General features: G+C 46.3%; 17 protein-coding genes. All 17 read left to right on the top strand.

The genetic code is table 11. The features are described from left to right. The first annotated feature begins 96 nt into the window (after positions 1-96). The 17 genes from ACWGOO_RS19270 (at position 97) to ACWGOO_RS19190 (ending at position 17,655) form a co-directional block, all read left to right on the top strand. Positions 97-522, top strand: coding sequence for a membrane-associated protease 1 (locus tag ACWGOO_RS19270; RefSeq protein ID WP_452486056.1), 426 nt, complete (start codon positions 97-99; stop codon positions 520-522). A 130-nt stretch (positions 523-652) separates the two neighbouring features. Next, a complete protein-coding gene (locus ACWGOO_RS19265) occupies positions 653-1,102 on the top strand; it encodes a DnaJ domain-containing protein (protein ID WP_452486054.1) in 450 nt (149 codons plus the stop codon). Positions 1,103-1,134: 32 nt separating this feature from the next. Next, the gene (locus ACWGOO_RS19260) at positions 1,135-1,683 is read left to right on the top strand and encodes an FHA domain-containing protein (RefSeq protein ID WP_452486052.1); all 549 of its coding nucleotides are present in this window, start codon (positions 1,135-1,137) and stop codon (positions 1,681-1,683) included. A 39-nt stretch (positions 1,684-1,722) separates the two neighbouring features. Further along, positions 1,723-2,250 (top strand): FHA domain-containing protein, encoded by a 528-nt coding sequence (locus tag ACWGOO_RS19255; RefSeq protein WP_452486050.1) that lies wholly within the window; start codon positions 1,723-1,725, stop codon positions 2,248-2,250. A gap of 34 nt (positions 2,251-2,284) precedes the next feature. Continuing rightward, positions 2,285-3,115 (top strand): PP2C family protein-serine/threonine phosphatase, encoded by an 831-nt coding sequence (locus tag ACWGOO_RS19250; RefSeq protein WP_452486048.1) that lies wholly within the window; start codon positions 2,285-2,287, stop codon positions 3,113-3,115. Between the two features lie 22 nt (positions 3,116-3,137). Continuing rightward, complete coding sequence (locus tag ACWGOO_RS19245; protein WP_452486046.1) at positions 3,138-5,060, top strand: PP2C family protein-serine/threonine phosphatase; 1,923 nt, start codon at positions 3,138-3,140, stop codon at positions 5,058-5,060. A gap of 47 nt (positions 5,061-5,107) precedes the next feature. Further along, positions 5,108-6,427 carry a normocyte-binding protein gene (locus ACWGOO_RS19240; protein ID WP_452486044.1) on the top strand — a complete coding sequence of 440 codons (1,320 nt, stop codon included), beginning with the start codon at positions 5,108-5,110 and terminating at the stop codon, positions 6,425-6,427. Beyond that, a complete protein-coding gene (locus tag ACWGOO_RS19235; RefSeq protein ID WP_452486042.1) occupies positions 6,424-7,113 on the top strand; it encodes an iron-dependent peroxidase in 690 nt (229 codons plus the stop codon). The genes ACWGOO_RS19240 and ACWGOO_RS19235 overlap by 4 nt, the downstream gene beginning before the upstream one ends. A 32-nt stretch (positions 7,114-7,145) precedes the next feature. Then, entirely contained in the window at positions 7,146-9,797 is a 2,652-nt protein-coding gene (locus ACWGOO_RS19230) for a molecular chaperone (RefSeq protein ID WP_452486040.1), read from the top strand. 104 nt (positions 9,798-9,901) lie between these two features. Further along, the gene (locus ACWGOO_RS19225; RefSeq protein WP_452486038.1) at positions 9,902-10,414 is read left to right on the top strand and encodes an RDD family protein; all 513 of its coding nucleotides are present in this window, start codon (positions 9,902-9,904) and stop codon (positions 10,412-10,414) included. Positions 10,415-10,441: 27 nt separating this feature from the next. Beyond that, positions 10,442-10,597: a hypothetical protein gene (locus ACWGOO_RS19220; RefSeq protein ID WP_431087446.1), complete on the top strand. Its 156-nt coding sequence runs from the start codon at positions 10,442-10,444 to the stop codon at positions 10,595-10,597. Positions 10,598-10,610: 13 nt separating this feature from the next. Continuing rightward, on the top strand, positions 10,611-11,381 hold the full coding sequence (locus ACWGOO_RS19215) for a DNA and RNA helicase (RefSeq protein WP_452486037.1): 771 nt from the start codon (positions 10,611-10,613) through the stop codon (positions 11,379-11,381). Between the two features lie 94 nt (positions 11,382-11,475). After that, positions 11,476-12,093, top strand: coding sequence for a hypothetical protein (locus ACWGOO_RS19210; protein ID WP_452486035.1), 618 nt, complete (start codon positions 11,476-11,478; stop codon positions 12,091-12,093). Further along, entirely contained in the window at positions 12,090-13,514 is a 1,425-nt protein-coding gene (locus ACWGOO_RS19205; RefSeq protein WP_452486033.1) for a phage baseplate assembly protein V, read from the top strand. The genes ACWGOO_RS19210 and ACWGOO_RS19205 overlap by 4 nt, the downstream gene beginning before the upstream one ends. A gap of 26 nt (positions 13,515-13,540) precedes the next feature. Beyond that, a complete protein-coding gene (locus ACWGOO_RS19200) occupies positions 13,541-13,909 on the top strand; it encodes a DUF4280 domain-containing protein (protein ID WP_452486031.1) in 369 nt (122 codons plus the stop codon). A 121-nt stretch (positions 13,910-14,030) separates the two neighbouring features. Beyond that, positions 14,031-17,297, top strand: coding sequence for a zincin-like metallopeptidase toxin domain-containing protein (locus ACWGOO_RS19195; RefSeq protein WP_452486029.1), 3,267 nt, complete (start codon positions 14,031-14,033; stop codon positions 17,295-17,297). A gap of 13 nt (positions 17,298-17,310) precedes the next feature. Then, positions 17,311-17,655, top strand: coding sequence for a hypothetical protein (locus ACWGOO_RS19190; RefSeq protein WP_231887482.1), 345 nt, complete (start codon positions 17,311-17,313; stop codon positions 17,653-17,655). The last annotated feature ends 339 nt before the right edge of the window (positions 17,656-17,994 follow it).

The following is a 17,994-nucleotide window of genomic DNA, read 5'->3' as shown; positions in this document are numbered from 1 at the left end:
GAGGCGTTTCTATCCAGAACCGCCTTTATACATAAATTGCGGAGAAGCCCTGCTTCTCCCGCCATCATATTACCTAATTTCAAGGAGGCAACACACATGGGATTCAAATTGAAAGTTGAAGGACAAGAAACAATCGAGCTGGGCTTGGATAACATCCAAACGGTTATTTATGAAACCGATACGCCGGACGACTCCAATGCACGCTCCACTGACGTAGGCTCCACGCTGCGCATCAGCGGTAAAATTATCACAGCCGTAGACGGCGACAGCGCGGATGACACGCTGAAACTGGCTTTGTGGTCCCTGGTTCCTGCTGAAAAAGCAGACAGCTACCGTAAAGTAACACTGGAAGTTATCGCAGCTGACCAAGTTGTGCGTAAAATCCATTTCCCGAATGCATTCGTTGTAGACTACAACGAGCACTTCGGTGACACAGAAGGTGTAGGTGCATTTACACTCTACATCAAACAAAAGAAAGACAAAACCGAGCTGGCTACAATCGACGGCGGATATCCGGTTTAAGCTTGACGTCCTGACGTTAAGCGCAGCTTGAACACACACTCACCCCGCGTTCAAGTGCAGGGTGGACCAATATTAAGAGGCCTTCGGGTCTCTTAATATTTGTTTTTTTCGGAGAGGGGAACATCACACAATGACCAACTATTATGAGCTGCTCGGTGTCAGCCGGGATGCTTCGGAGACAGAGATTAAGCAGGCTTACCGCAAACTGGCCAAAAAGTATCATCCGGATACCAACCAGGGAAGCGAGGAAGCAACGCGCAAGTTCAAGCTGATTCACGAGGCTTACAATACCTTGCGTGACGAAGCATTGCGGCAGGCATACGATGCCGAGCTCATCCGAAAAACAGAGGGAGCTGGCGGATCGCAGCAAGAGAGAGGAAGAGGGTCAGCATCTTCCAGCGGTGCTCGCACCGCAGCCAAAGGATTTAATCCGGCTGATATAGGAACTGATTTTGAGCAATTTTTCGGTTTTCATCCGAAAACGAAGGAAGGCTCACCAGGGAAAAAAACGAAAAAATCCGCTGATCCTACGGATACCTCGGCGATGTTTAACCAGTTTTTCGGTATTCGTAAAAAGTGATGATTTCAGGATAGAAACGGGGGAAGCAAGCAGTGAAAACGGCGCAGAACAGATGGGTTTTCATCATAGATGTTGCCATGTTCGGGCTGATGCTGGCGATCGCCTTTTATATGTTTAGCTGTACAGGCTATAGCGGTTTGAAAACCGTGGTCGTGATAGGTATCGGAATCGGCGTGCTTGTATACATATTGCGTAATCTGGTGTCGGTTGAACGTGTGGTGAAGCCAAAGACACACCGCAATCGGATTACCAAGCTGATACTGATGGATGAAGAGGGCGAGTCCATTAAAGAATGGTATATCGAAGGCGAAACGTCGCTCCTGATCGGCAAAACAACGGCTCGTTCCGAGGCGGATATTGATTTGGCAGGTACAGATTATGCATCTCTTGTAAGCGTGGAGCATGTGGTGCTCAACCGGGTGAACAGCGACTGGTTTGTGGAGGATGTGGATTCCGATAACGGTACCGGGCTACGGCCTGCGAACGAAAGTGTAACCAAGAAGCTGGAAAGCGGTGAGCCGTACCGGATTTACACAGGTGATCTATTATATATCGCCAATACGAGGCTACTCGTTAAATAGCTGAAAAGACAATCATGACAATGGGGGAAGGAACCGACTATGAGTTTGACAAGATGCCCGAACGGACACATGTTCAGTACACGAAAGCACGGAAATACGTGTCCTTATTGTAATACGGTGGTAAATGTAGCCGCACCGAAAAGTGTTGAACCAACGGCAAAAGCCAACGGTGCGGGAGACGATGACAGAACGATGCCGTATTTGGGCGAGACCGTGGGGATTCACCCGGTAACCGGGTGGCTGGTATGCATCGAAGGAGCGCAGGTGGGTCAGGACTACCGCATTATGGCCGAGAAAAACTTTATTGGACGTGCCGAGGAAATGCATGTCCGTATTATTGGAGACAACACGATTTCACGCAGAAATCATGCGGTCATTGTGTATGATCCGAAGAAGCGTAATTTCTACTTGCTGCCGGGGGATTCGTCAGGCTTGGCGTATCACAATAACGAGGCAGTATATTCACCAGCAGAGCTGGCTGCTTATGATGTGATTCAACTGGGGCACAGCAAATTTATCTTTATCCCGCTGTGCGGCGCCCATTTTGAGTGGGATAACGAAAACTAGGACGGAAGTGGGCATGGTGCAGGGAGGTAACGAAATGCAGCCTTATTTTGTTGTATGCGGAGCTGCGGTGCTATTCGCTGTTCTTCTCATGATCCGCATGTGGCTGACGCGAAGTCCCGGCAGTCGTACCGTGAGTGGAATTGAGATCGGAAATGGTCAAACGATCGGGAGCCGAAGCGAGCAGGATGATTATTTTGCAAGTATGACGACACCTGTCGGTACGCTGGCGGTTGTCGCAGACGGGATCAGCGGACTGGCTAATGGACGCATGTCCAGTACATTGGCGGTGACGACCTTTACGAAGGCGTTCGCCAAGCTGGAAGATGCGTCGAACCTGAACGGTTATTTTGCAGAAGCGGCAACTCAGAGCAATCGCAGTATTTTGCAAAATTTGAATGGGCAGGGCGGCGGGACGACGCTGGCGGCAGTTATCATTTGCGGCTATCAGTTGTATTACGGAGCGGTGGGCGATAGCCTGATTACGATTTACCGCAACGGTCATTTTCAGAGCGTTAATTCCAAGCATACGGCGGAAACCTTGCTGGAGGAACGGGTGCTGGCTGGGCAAATGACCTCGGAAGAGGCCAAAACGAGTCCGGTTCGCAATCAATTGGTCAATTATTTGGGCTATGAGGGCTTTGAGAGCATGGAGCTTGGTGCTGCGCCGATTCGCCTGTACGCAGGCGATCATGTGCTCTTGTGCAGCGATGGCATTCAGGAGGCACTGACGGAGATTGAGCTGGAAGAGATCATGCGCCAGGGTGGAACACCACAGGAAATGACGGAAGCAATGATCGATACGATTAATGATAAAGGCTTTAAAAGTCAGGATAATGCGACAGTGGTTATGTTGGCGATAGGATGAAACCAGAAAGACGGGGGTAGCGATGCGCAAGGACAACAGCGATTTTAGTACCGCCTTTGTGTCGGAAGCGGGCTCTTACATAGACAACCGGGACTATTTTGCATTCATGGAGACGGACGACATGGCCTGTTATGTCCTCGCAGACGGTCTGGATTCGGATCAGGAGCTGCGCAGCGCAGAAATGGTTGTCAAAACGGTGCTGGAAAACTTCATGGAGAAGCCTTCCATGTCCAAGCGGCGCCTGATGAGAGACTTGCGTGAAGCGCAGGAATGGCTGCAATTCGAAAGCCGCCGTGTGCGGCTCAAGGCCAGTCTGCTCATGGTGGTGACCAACTATAACAAAATGGTATACGTTTCGTGCGGTAATGTGCGGCTGTATCATTTTCGCAATGGACGGCTTAATTTTCGCAGTAAGGATCATAGTTTGGCTCAGTCATTGGCGGATGACGGACGTATTCCTGACGAAGCGACCAGCACGCATGAGGAACGGGGCAATCTGCTGGAATACCTGGGAAATCCGAATGGAGTTCATGCCTATGTTGCCAAAAAGACGCAGCTTGCAGATGGAGATGTAATGCTGCTCGCCACATCCGGGATGTGGGAAGATGTTGAATTGGCTGAAATGCTGGGTGCGCTGGAGGAAGCGAAGGACCCGGTTATGCTGACGGATACGCTGGAAGAGGTTCTGCTGAGCAAGCAGCGCCGGGCGGTGAACAATTATACGGCTGCTGCCATCTATGTGAACAAAATTTTTCAGGAAAAGCCTAAGAACCGTCGCAAGCTGATCAAACAGATTTTGATTGCGTTGCTCGCCTTTGTGATCGTAGGCGGGGGAGCGTGGATTACCCTGGCCCGTATGGCTGCGAACAAGGCGGCTGCTCTGGAAACGATGGTCGAATCGGCTCAGACCGCGGATGATTACGCCAGGGCAGGTGATTATGCGAAGGCGCTCAAGTCCTACAGTGAAGCGAAAAACGCGGCAGTTAAAATTAACGATAAGATTCACAAGCGACTGTATACGGCAGAGCAGAAAGTATCCCAACTCATGGTTGACGGGGACGGATATGTGGAAAAAGCAGACTTTACCAAAGCCGAAGCCAGCTACGATAAAGCGCGGAAAAGTGCCGGTCTGTACCCCTCGTTTAATGTGAAGGATATTGAGAAAAAAATCGACCAGTTGGACAGCTATGCTGAAACGGCGAGCTGGATGAAGGATGGGGATCTGAAATTTCAGGGCGGCGATTACATGAGTGCGCTCAAGCTGTATACGAAAGCGAATAAAGCTGCGATGGAATCCGGCTATACCTCTGCGCAAAAAGAGCTGGAGAAGAAGATTGCCGAGACTCATGATAAAATGACGGCCATCCAGCAGCAGCTCAAGGAAATTCAGGCTGGCAAGCTACAGGCCAGAGGAGATCGGCTGATGAAGGACCTCGATTATGAAGGAGCCATTGACGCTTATAGCGGGGCACAGGAGATTTATCAGGAAATCGGTAAGCTTGAAAGTGTACTGGCACTGGAGCGGAGTATTGCGAAGGCAGAGGAGAAACAGAGCGCGGAGCAGCAGAAAAATGGCCAACTTGCTGCTGGATCGGGATTGTCGGACGGGTCGCTGAACGATACGGGCGCAGGGGACATAGCGGATGAAGCCGCTGCTTCCACTACCGCAACCCCTGCTACAGCATCGCAAACCAAGGCTGCGGCAGCTACGGGTAATGCTGCGACGACGAGTTCAGCGGATACGGCAGCCGCGAAGAAGGAAGCCTCTTCAGCAACGAAGAAGGAAGCTTCTTCAGCTACGAAGAGCGGCAGTACGGGCGATGGGAATGCCTCTTCGACGAAGGCACCCGCCAGCAAGGAGCAAGGAACTGCTAATCCCGCTTCCAAAGAAGCGGGTACGTCCGATTCAGGCAGTCAGGATCAGGCGGCTGCGAACGGGAGTTAAAGTTTTCATGTTCAATGAATGCTGGAGCCGGAAAGGAGTGAGGCGTCGTGAAAGAGCTGGTGCAGGACCGTTTGAGCAAGATGGACGATCTGGAGCAGAGACGTTTGCTGAAAAATATGATGGCGGGGGTATTTATGAACCTCGTCGAATATCAGGAAGAAATGACCCGCCAGCTGGAACGGCGGGTATTTGAGGAAATTGAGAATACGGAAGAGAAGTTTGACGTGTACGTGTCATTGACATCACGTGAGGACTATGATCCGATTCATGAATTTTTATATCCGGTGTTGCCGTCAGATACCAAGGACAAGGTCATGGATATCAGCCGTGTGGCAGAGGTCGTTCGGGAAGGCGGGGCGCTGCCGCTTTTTACTCTTTTTCTGGAGATGGAGACCGAGCAGATCACCGCGCTTGTACGTAGCAAACGGGTTTTCGAGGGTACGCTTGTAACGGAAGCAGGAAGCTATCCGATTCGTTTTCGTCTGGAGCACAACCGTTCTTATATTTTAGAAATTGAGAAGTTGTATCTTATGTTCATACAAAATGGCATGCCGTGGAAAACGATTAATCACCCGTACGCTTATAAATTTGTCGATTGTGTACTGGTTGGAGGAGAAGGTGAGCCTGCCGTCGATGAGGAAATTCACGAAATTACGATCTCATTGGAGGAGTTCGACGTTTTTAAGAAGGTGGATGTTTTTCCGCTTTGGAACATTGAACGACTGTCTCTGAAAAACAGTGGTTTCCCTATACCGGCAATAGATCATGTGAACTATGAGCATGTATTTCCATTACGTAAAACAGGACCTGAGCACGGCTATCTGATTGACGGAGTGGAAGGCGATATCCGGTATATCAAGCGCACGGAAGAGGAACTGACGATTGTCACGCCACGTGATAAGTCCGGTGAATGGAATGTGTTGAAGGTTACGAAGCCCATCCTGACGCGACTTAGTCGTCAAACCTATCCGGTGTTGTCCAATCGGCGGCAGGACAGCTTTTTGGGCCGCTATGCAGGTAAACAGGCAGTGATCGTCCGGGCCAAAGCGGAAATTACGCGCATTGTACATTCTTTTGAAGCTGCACAGGGACTGGAATTGGAGCGTGTGGACATTTGGGGAGGAACAGGCAGAAATGACGTGAGCAAGCTTTTATCCAAAACCCAGACGTACCCGTTAAATCCGTTTGTCAGTGACAACGTGCGGACCGAGGAAGGCAAGCAGATCATGCGATTGGGGTTCAGACACGGTTCTGCGGATGCTTCGCCAACATTTCCCGCCTACATTTTATCCGACTTGATGAGCTTTCTGGTGTCGGAAGTGCAAATGTATTTCCCGGAGTACAAGTGTGAAGGAGAATGGCTGTGAATTATGTCTGGGATTTGCTTATGCGCGCGAGGGAACAGGAGTTAGATGTGAATAGCTTCCGGTTTGTACCCGCTGTCAGCTATTCCCCGTATATGGAGCTGAGCCTGACCGAACTGAATACATTCGAGTTGAAGCAGGTGGTGGAAATCAATCCATACTACCGCTTTTATTCTATTTTTCGGGACCTGTTTCCGCCGGATGCTGAAGAGTACCTGGAGCTGAGAGAATCGCTGTTCGATATTATGATGCATTTTCTGGCCGAAATGGATTTGTATCAAGGAATGAATCGGCGGGAGTACCATATCCGGTTTGTTCAGCGTGATATCGGGAACGGCATTTTTGGCCCGAAGGTGAAGGAAAGCTTTACACAGTTAAACCGTGAGGAGCAGGATGCAATTGCAGAAGGATTGCTGCGGCTGTATGAGACAGGAGAAGCTGTACATCTGCTCAAAGAAACGATGCGCCGCGTTTTTCACCGCTCAATCATTTATACCAATTGTGAGGAAAAGGACGAATTGCTCATCTATATCGGTCAGGAGGAAACGCAGCTGTCGCGGATCAAAGCGGATTTAATTCTGGATCTGTTTCTTCCGGCGCGTTTTACGATTGAGCTGTATTGGACACGTCATTTCGGTATTTTGGAGGCAGACCCGACGATGAAAATAGACGCTATTGCCCTCTATTAAAGGCCAAATGGCGAAGAAAGGACATGTGAACGATGAACGGACCCTATACATACAGGTTGCTTGACCCGCTCACCGATCGAAAAGGCATTCGCTTCACGGCGAAATACACGCGGGCGGAGCTAGAGCAAATGACGACCTTTCAGCTACGCGGAATATGTGATAAGGAGCGTCTGGTCGAGGGCTTTGCTAATCGTCTGGCACGTGAGGAACTGATCCGCGTGATTTTGCGGTTTCGGAGCGCGGAGGAGCATCTGCTCATTACCCGGCCCAACCCGGGCGGCTTCGAGCGCATCGAATCGGCACTGCGGCGAAATTGGAATGATCGACGGCAGGAGAGCGGTGGTATCCGGGTTCCCGCCAAAATCACGCTGTATCAGGGTGTGCGGACAGGTCGCATGGACAATTACCGGATTGAATCCGACTTGCCTTGGCTGAACGCGTCTAATGTGCTGCTGGTGAATGCGGTGGGAGAACTGTGCGGTGTGTTGAATTTGGTGAAGGAAGAGGGACGGACAGGCATATATTACCTTTCCCGCCATCTCGACGCTGAACTGCGGGAGACGGCCAACCATAATTACAGTCTGCTGTTTTTGCGAAGACAGGAATCGGAATATTTTTATAACCTCTACTATGGAGATAAGCCAATGCTGCCATTGAAGCTTCAAGGTCAACGTATTCCGGTGGCAGAGCTGATCATTCGCGGTACTGAAACGACAGATGCGGTACTGGCAGTTGACTTTGGCACCTCGAACACCACGGCAGGCGCATATCTGGATAGTTCCTACGTTACTGCCCCGGATGCGGGTATGAGCAGCACGGTACGGCTGAACGCGATCAATTATGTGTCCTTCCCCGGCCCGGAGGGAGCGGAGGGGGAGTGGATCGAAGTGTTGCCGACCGCCATTCGTGTCGCGGATTGCTCTAACCCGGAGCATATCGTATACGTATACGGAGAGGAAGCACTGCGTGGAACGGATGTAGCGGGCAGCCGGGCGACGGTACTGCGGGGCATCAAGCGCTGGGTCAATGACTACAAGCGAACCGAGGAATTAATGGATTCCGAGGGAAATACGGCGACCGCTTCTCGCAGCGAAATTTTGGCGGCTTTTATCCGTTATGTAATTGCGACAGCCGAGCAACAATTCAAGTGTCGGTTTCGCAATCTGCACTTTTCTGCTCCCGTCAAGCTACAGCCGCAGTTTATCGAGATGTTTAGCGAAATTTTGCCGGATTACCGGATTGAAGCAGAGGATGCGCTGGATGAAGGGCTGGCTGTGCTGTACAACACGCTGGCAGACCAGATGGAACGAGGGACGTTTGCGGACGGTGAGGAATATCAGGCTCTTGTCATTGATTGCGGTGGAGGTACAACGGATTTATCATCCTGCCGATTCCGTATTGAGGATGGACGCATTGCCTATAAGCTTGATATTCACACCACCTATGAAAATGGGGATACCAATTTTGGCGGAAACAATCTGACGTATCGGATTATGCAGTTCATGAAAATTGTGTTTGCAGGCTATTATGCAGCGGAAACACGATTGCCTGATACCGATATTGATGCCTTGATTGGCATTCCTTCAGGGGATTTGTACCGCCATGTGGATGAATTTGGCGTAGATGCTGTGTATGCGGGACTGGAGGAACGTTATCGAGAGGCAGAGGCCATCTTGCCTACGGCGTTCAAGCAGTATGAGCATGCCACACGGGACGAATATCAACGGGTGCTAAGCAATTTTCATCTGTTGTGGAGCGCGGCGGAAAATATGAAAAAGGAATTTTTCTTACGCACAGGTATCCTGCGCAGCCGCTTCGAATCCGAGCAGGTATTTTCAACCGAAAGTGACCTGAACATTGCGGTGATGGATCGTTGGCTGGTTTCAGTTATCGAAAATGGACGTTTTCGTGATGAATACGGTTTGCCTGATGTGGTGTTCAATATCCGTGAAATACAGCAGCTTCTCAAGGCGGATATCTATAATATTGTACGCAAGTTTCTAGATGATTTTTATCAGGAGGGGCGCTTGCAGGATTATTCGATTATCAAGCTGACCGGGCAGTCCTGCCGAATTGACGTATTTCGCGAGGCGCTCAAGGAATTTGTGCCGGGTCGTAGCATTGAGTTCCGTCAGAAGGCGGAAGACCTGAGCCGGGTGCCTGAGCTGAAAATGGCCTGTCTGCGCGGAGCCATCCGTTATCTGAATGCCAAAAAAATGGGTACCATTGAGCCTGTCATTACCAATCATATTCCGGCCATTCCGTACACCGTCAGCGCATGGACGCATACGGGGCGCGAGAAGGAACTGATTGCGAGCTTGGAGAGCAACCGTGTGCGCGGCTCTATTTCCAGGCCGTCTCATGCGGCCGAGGTGGAATTTTTCCTGACGGCGAACGGCGGCAAGCTGCGTCAGCGCCATGTGTACCGCAGTCGGCCAGAAGCCTTTGAGCCGATGCCGTATGAGGAAATCTTCGTGCTGTACGGGCGGGATATTCCGCAGGATGATACCGACTCTATTCGCAACGGCGAGACGAAATATTTTGTGTTTGCAGGCGACAGCCGTTGGGGCTTTTATGTAGTGCCGATCACCCGTCGGGATGAATTGCTGCATCTGGGACCCAAACGCTTTTTTGCCTTCGAAAATGATCTCTCCGAACTGGATTTTTTTGACGGCACAAAGTAGGACAGGCCAACAGAGACAGCACACAGCACGATACGAAGACACTATGAAGTGCGAAATAACAGAAGACACAATGGAATGAAAATACAATATTCGGAAGGAATAGTATGTTATACGCAGGTTTTTGGAAACGGGTTTTGGCGAGTATTATTGACAATCTGTTGATGTGGTTCGTATTTATGATAATTGGTCTGATATTGCTAGTGGTGAGATTAATGGGGGATTGGGAGCCTTCCCCTGCGGAAACATCCCTGATCACAGACGGATCGTCCCCTATTTTTACAATGAAGATGGTCGGACAGACTTTGCTTAATTGGGGTGCGATGTGGCTGTATCACGCGATTATGGAATCTTCCAAATGCAAAGCCTCGGTGGGCAAGCTAGCTCTCGGGATCGTCGTGGTAGATGAATTTAACCAGAAGCTCAGCTTTGGACGTGCCAGTGCCCGCCATTGGAGTAAGTTTATATCCGCTATCATTCTGTCCATCGGTTTTATCATGACAGCCTTTACAGCTAGAAAACAAGCCCTTCACGATCTGATCGCTCGTACCTACGTCGTGGATAAACGTGAGCTGAATCATATCCTGCGTGAGCAGGACGAGCGGGGAGCCGGGATGTAAAGGTAGTTTTCAATCGGGGGGAGCACGATGGATATACGCAGATTTTTAGAAAAGAATTTTCGCCTGCTTACTGGATTACTCGGAGGAAGTAAAGCTCAGCCCACTGATGATGGAGTTACTGTTCCGCCTCCTGCGCCCGGTGTGAATCGGCTGTCTGTTCCCCTGAATAAAGAAGAATTGTGAAAGGAGGGGAACTATGTTAACCCATATCGTTCCGAAGTTTGAGAAAGGCCGTATTCTTAAAACCGAGATGCTGGAGAACCTGCGGGACTACCCTCGCAGTTTTCTGGATATCCGGTATCAAGATTATTCGGATGGCATTATTACCGGAATGAACGTAACTGTAGCGGAGGATAGGCTGACCATCGGTAGAGGCATCGTGAAGCACAAGGGCAGGCTGTACCTGCTGGAGCAGGAGCAGGAAGTGCCGTATACAGCCACAGGTCGGCTGTCGGTGCTGAAAATCAAATTTCAAGAGGAGCAATCCACTGCTGATTTTCAGCGACATTTGGGAAATATATGTCTCGAAGAAGAACAAGTTAATCAGCGTGAGCTGGAGTTAGGCAGATTTAAGCTCAAAACAGGGGCTCTATTACGTTCTGATTATGTGGATTTTGCCGATTTGGCAACGGAGTTCAACACGTTTAACCTTATTCAAGTAGAACAGGCAGGTACAACTGGGCCGACGCTACCTTCCTGTATTTTCAAAATGTTCGCACGTGAGCTCATCAGCCGTGGAACGTCAGATCCATTTGATCTGTCCTTTGCAATGTTGTGTCTAAATCAAGGCTTTATTGAACGCGAAGTTGTTCTTCATTATTTGTCGTCCCGTTCTGGGACGGCTTACCGAGACTATGATTCCAGTAAGCTACATCAGGTTATGGCTCGTGTACTAGAGGAAAAAGGGGGGCGACGTGTGAATGCAGGAACCGCCCGTTCAGGAGGTCAACGAATGCTAGTAGATTAGCAGTTAGAGTCATAGGAGCTATTGAGTAAGAGAATCAATTTGGGAACCGGTCATATTATCGATGGGTTGATAATAAGCCAAAGGAGCCGATGATATGGAGTATATGGACGAGCAAATCTTGGCATTAATGAACTCATTAAAGCAAGAAAAGTTATCTGTATCTATAAAAGACTGGTCAACGATTTCACTGCAGACGTTAATACATTTAGACGGTGAGACTGTTTCTTTAATCGAACGCCTTTTGCTGGATGGGCGGATATCCATGACCATGCCGAAAACGTTTAAGAAAATGGAGGAAGAAGATGCTTTGTTGAAGTATCCGTCTTGCCATCGACCGGAACTTATTTTTACGAATAATAGGGGTACAACTAATCTCACATTTAACCATACATCAAGTGAGCTTTCGGAGTCCGAGATGGAGCTATTTAAGAATGAAATGGTCCATATACTCAAAAATACAGAGAAGCTTATGGAATGGTATGGAGACGGCATCATTAATATTCAAAATCAGTTGGCTGGATATTGCGAATTTATAACACCTACTTTGAGTACTCCGGTCTACAATTTGGCTTGTTTTGTCACATTAGAGGAGCGTGCTCTTATCATTACTTTTAACTGTATGGAAGAAGAGGTTAAACTTTGGCGGCCGATAGCGAAAGGTATGATGGGTTCTTTAGTAATTCAAGCCAAAAGGGAAGGTGAGTTCATATGAAGGTTTTAAGTACTACATACAGCAATGTGCAAATTACACCCTATCAATTAGTTAATCTACATGAGTTAATTATTGAGAAGCAATTGAACCATCACACACGTTTAAAATTCACTGCCATTGTACCCGAAGAACTGAAGGATACCTATGTAGAAATGACTGAGGCAGATTCTTTAATAGAGGTATCCCAGATTACAGAGGAAGGCGAACGTTTATTGATATTTAGTGGTACGGTGTTGGATATTGAAGTGAAATTCGTACGAGGAGTTTACTATCTTGAAGTTGAGGCTATATCTCATACCTACAAGCTTGACATATGTAAGAAGAGTCGTTCATTTCAAGATAAACATATGAAAATAGCTGGATTATTGGAGGTTATTGCTAACGGTTATCCCGGAATTGATATTATTGACTCAGCCACCGCAGGAGCATCATTAAATCAACTAACAATACAGTACCGCGAAACAGATTGGGAGTTTCTTAAACGGATTGCTTCACGTTATCATACATCTCTCATGCCAGCTTCTACGTTTAGCACCCCCAAATTCTATTTTGGTGTGGAAGAAGTTAATGCCCCAGTGAACTTGGAAAATTATCATTATACCATTAGTAAACGTATGTCTTCCTTCCGCTATTTTTCTGAAAATGGTACAGCTACTATCCAAGAAAACCATTTTATAGACTATGTTGTAGAGACTAATCATGTCCTTGAACTAGGGAATCAAGTGATTTTTCATGGGAAAACCTTGTTTGTATATAAAGCACTAACTGAAATGAGCAAAGGGATACTGAAGTGCATTTATACGTTGACATCACATGAAGGTCTTCGCCATAAGGAAATATTTAATGAACAAATGATCGGATTATCGTTGCAGGGTAAGGTAGTAGCGCTCCAGAGAGACAGAGTTAAGGTGCATTTAGAAATAGATTTAGTTCAAGCTATAGATAAAGCTCACTGGTTCCCTTACGCAACAGGTTATACAGCTGAAGGACATAGTGGGTGGTACGTTATGCCTGAAATAGGTGATACTGTAAGAGTTTATTTTCCAGCACATCAGGAGCAAGAGGGTTTTGCCAGTAGTTCGGCCCGTCAAGATCGCACTAAAGATGGATCCAACAAGATTGACAGTCCTGATACCAAAATTTTTCGTACACCGCATGGCAAGGAAATTCGAATGACACCTGACGAAATCGTAATTACAGGTAAAGACGGGGCTATTTTCATCCAGTTGAATCAAGGAAGCGGAATCCAAATTGTAAGTGACAAGGCTATCAATTTTTCTGCTGGAGGAAATATTCATATGAGTGCCGGTAAAAAAATAAAAATTTCTGCCGGAGAGGAAGTTGTCCTATCTAGCCAGAGCAGCAACATCGTGCTCGGTGGTGATACTAGTGTAATCGGTAGTGAAGTGAAGACAAACTGATTGCTTAAAGTATAGGAGGTAGCAGGATGGCAGAAGAACAAATGATTTTACAGGCCAATTCATCTGACAAGAAAGGTTACGTTGTTGCAGGAGCAATATTAAAATGTAGCTTTGGTACGCAACCGACGCGACTCAAGCGTCCATTCAGTCATGGAGTCTATATCAAGGATAAAGCGCAGATGAACGTGAGTGACTATTTGCCGGGTGATAATATTTCAGGTTTTGGACGTTGTTTCAGCCTTACTAATCCCGCAGTTTTAAATAGCAATATGGTTGATATTTACGGTGTAAAAAAAGCTCCCTGTATTCCAATGATTACACATCCATGGATAGGTGGAAAAAAGGATGTCTTGGTAGAAGGACAGGCTTCGCTAACAGACCAGTGTTCAAACTGATGTTTATACTGTGGGTTCATAAGTATTGAGAACGATGGCCAGAATTTGGATTGAATTTTTAATCTAATAGATATTTTGCAACTTTTTTAGGTGGTGTTGTATGAGAGGGGGAATATACTCAGTGAGCCAAGTTGAGAGAATATCGAGTTATCAGAGTTTAGAATTTGTCGGTATTTATCCTATACAACACATAGAACAACTGCATATTGAACGAAATTTAAATGATCACGCCTTCCTACGAATTCGGGGTATTTTTCCAGAAGGAGAGCAGGCTCGTTTGATTCAAATGGAGGGAGCCTCCGAGTCTGTAGAAGTGATTCAAAAAGATGAGCGTGGTAAGCGTCTACGGACATTATTTCATGGGGAAATTACGCATGTGAATTTGAATACTGTTCGTGAGATTTATTATATTGAGATAGAAGCGGTATCACATACGATTCAGTTGGATATAAAGCCTATTACCCGATCTTTTCAAGATCGCAATCTAACCTATGAAAAGCTACAAAGACATATTCTTTCCAAGTATGAAGGCTCGGATATTATTGATACTGTGTCTAAAAATACCAAATTAAGAGAATTTACTTTACAATATAGAGAAACGGATTGGGCTTTTTTAAAACGGATGGCTTCCCGGTTCGGAGGTGTTTTGGTACCAGAAATTGCTGCTGAAACACCTAAGTTTTGGTTCGGTATGCCTGAAGGAAACGTAGGTGAATTAGATGAGGTGACGTATAGCACAAAACGGAGCTTTGCTGCATTTAGAGGAGAAGGGGACACGATTGAGGCATCAGCTTTATCCCATAAGACCTGTTATACTGTAGAAAGTGGACAGTATTTCCGGCCGGGAGATTACCTGCGTTTTCGAGGCAAAGAGCTTGTTGTAACCCAGATTGTGTCCAAAATACGTAGTGGATTACTGTTGCATGAATACACATTAGTCCAGAGCGAAGGAATACGACAAAACCTCTGTTATAATGCCCAGATTTGTGGTGCGTCTTTGGAAGGTAAAGTTATCGAGGTTATGGGAGACCAAGTGCGTGTACATCTGAGCATTGATGAACAACAAAATAAGAGTGAGGCATCATGGTTTCCTTACGACACAGGATTCTCAGCAGAGGGGCATACCGGATGGTACGTTATGCCTGAGCTAGGCGATACAGTACAATTACAATTCCCAAATGAACGAGAGTCGGAAGGATTTGTGAAGAGTTCTATACGACGTAGTAAGTCATCGATTCCCCAATTGACTGATCCTGACGTCAAGTATTGGGGGACCAACCGAGGTAAGGAACTGAAGCTAAGTCCATCTGAGGTTTTGGTGACGGCGAAGATGAATAAGGTGTATATCCAGCTAGATCAAAATGGAGTGCAAGTTCAAAGTGAAGGTGAACTGTCCATCTACGCTGGAAGGACGTTGACGTTGGATGCAGGTACTAAACTGAGTATGCAGGCTGGGGAGTCTATATATATGCAGGCAGCGATGAGCAGTTTGATACTTGATGGAGAGACTGATCTTCGCTCATCCCAAGTAAAGCTGGATGGAATTATAAAGCGTCCTGTATATGTTGCCGATCTAGCTCCTGTACCAGAACCTCCACTCATGACGGTACAAGCCTATAATGAAGTGAAGGCATCTCAGAGCAAGCCTGCTCCTGGGAAAACCATAGCCAAGATGAGCCCAAAGTCGGGGATTTTGGACGGAATACTTAACAAGGTACAAACGTGTCTAAGTGTAGCAGGTATGATTCCCATGATTGGATCTGTGGCAACAGTTTTAAATACGGGCGTAAACGTATATAAAAAGAATTATACGAAAGCAGGTTTATCGCTACTGGCAAGCGTACCTAAAAATGTTGCTCCTCCTAATCCATTGAATGCTCATTATCTATTGACTAATTCTTTACTAGCTCGTGGGGCTGCGGGGGATAAGAAAGCATTAGATGAATGGGGAAAGAGGAAGAGCGTAAATGCATGCCCTAAACCAATTTCAGAGTATGAGAAAAGACAAAGGGAGCTAACAGCCACTTCCCCTTCAAATCCTACATTGAAATGGATGAAGAAGAATATTCTAGTTCCTTATGTTGATGGGATTAATTATGTTCTACTGGAAACTAGTGCGGGTAAAACAATTGAGCGTTTCAGTACTTCATCAGCTGCTGCTAATGGCAGTCCCGTAGAGTATGAGGTAGCATCAACGGGAAATGAAACGGTAGATAAAATAGCTGATTTTGCAGGGAACATCGCAGGGAACTTTTTAACTCCAACTGGATCTGGTATCAAAGGGCAAGGATTTTATTCAGGTACAGTCAACATTGCGGAAAGCACTTTGGCCACCAAAGCAGGACAAGCCGTTGAAAACAAATTAGCAAACGGTATAGGGAAAGTAATGAGTCCAGAGGTATCCCAAAAGATGTCTAACGGGATTCTTACAGGGAGCATATCGGGTGGATTGCAATCTGTTGGCCTTTCTCTGACTCATGATCGTTCAAAGAGTGACGAATTAGCAGAAGCCTTAGTGACAGGGGCGACACTTGGAGGAGCTTTTGCCGGACTAGGCCCTTTAGTAAAATCGAACATGGGAAAAGTGTACACATCGGCAAGACAGCTCACAAGTAACAGCAAGCCTGTTCAAATGCTAGCGTTGCTCAAACAAAAAATGAAAGTTCAAGCTTCTCCCAAGGTCAATCCGGCGAAAGTTATCTCTAAAGAGATGGTGAATGTTACTACCAAACCAGCTAGAGTTAAACTTCGTCTGAGCACAGGCGGAACAGGTAAGTATAAGGTTACTCCTCCCAAAATTAATCAGACGGGAACTATCCCCAAAGGGAAGATTAATATAACTGCCAAGCCATCCAGTGCAAGTATTAAACTTACACCTCCCAAAGTGAGCAAACCCAAAGAGGTGCCGCTCGAAACTAAGGGGACGGGAGATCTTGATTATAAAGAATGGTCAGACATGCCTATTAGCGGTGAAGTACGATTAAATGCTAAAGGAATGAGGCTGTTAAGTATTAAGGAACAGAAACAGTATATAAGAAAAATGAAGGATTTGTATGGTATAGAAGTGCAGATTGATAGAAACGGAAAAATTTTATCACCAACTCAGGCAGGTGGTTTTCATCCCGAAGATTATTATATTGTACTACAAGGAAATCCTAGTATTTTAGCAGCTGAACATGAAGCATATCATGTTGCTCAATGGAATAAACTTGGCAAAGAAAAATATCTCGAGCAAAGCACTTTACAGAGAGAAGAACATGTTTATAATGAAATTATGAAAAATAAAAGTAGATATAGTGATGCTGAGATTCTAGAGGCACAAAAATATATATATTATGTAAGAAATGGTCAATGGCCACTTCAAGGTTGGAAAGGTTTTGAAGAGTGATGGAGGTAGAGTAGTGAAAACAAATATATCAGCAGAACAAGCATTACAAATTGCTAAAACTTATCATAAACAATATAAAATTCCAGGTATTATTGTAAATGACATAAATAAATCGGTAGTATTCTATGAAAGTATTATGGATATTGACGGCTTTGCTTGGGTGGTATTATCGAAATTAGAGTCAGGTGGGTTTGAAGGTAATGATCACTTTTCTTTAGTTATTTCTGATAGGAAGTCTACTGTAGAGTATGTTCTGGATCATAACGGGATGTCACATGCATATCATCTAGACAATTATGATGACAGTATGACTGATGAAGAATTTGAGGCTTATCTAAAGGATGATAGTGATGTCTAAGATTCAAAGGAATTATTTACTTTCGACAAACGAGTATTTGCTGCTTGTCAGACGCTTCTTTATGTTTAGTCGCAATTTTAAGGTCTTTCAATAATTTAAAGCAAATTTAAGTTACAATCCGACAGAAGAGGGCAACATAAAATCAACAACGCCACATTGCGAGCTAGCCGCCCGTGATGTGGTCTTCTTTGTTTCTGTCACTGTCTCAGCGGTTGATGAATAGAACCCACCCAGTGCGGAATGCGAGTCTGTAAAATATATTGTGTAAACTCTCAAACCCATTAAAATGGAAGTAAGAGAAAGGTTGGGGAGAACACTATGGGACTCTGGTCAAAACAG

The sequence above is a fragment of the Paenibacillus sp. NPDC055715 genome, from assembly GCF_053617595.1.
This window is presented reverse-complemented; position numbering and strand designations above follow the sequence as displayed.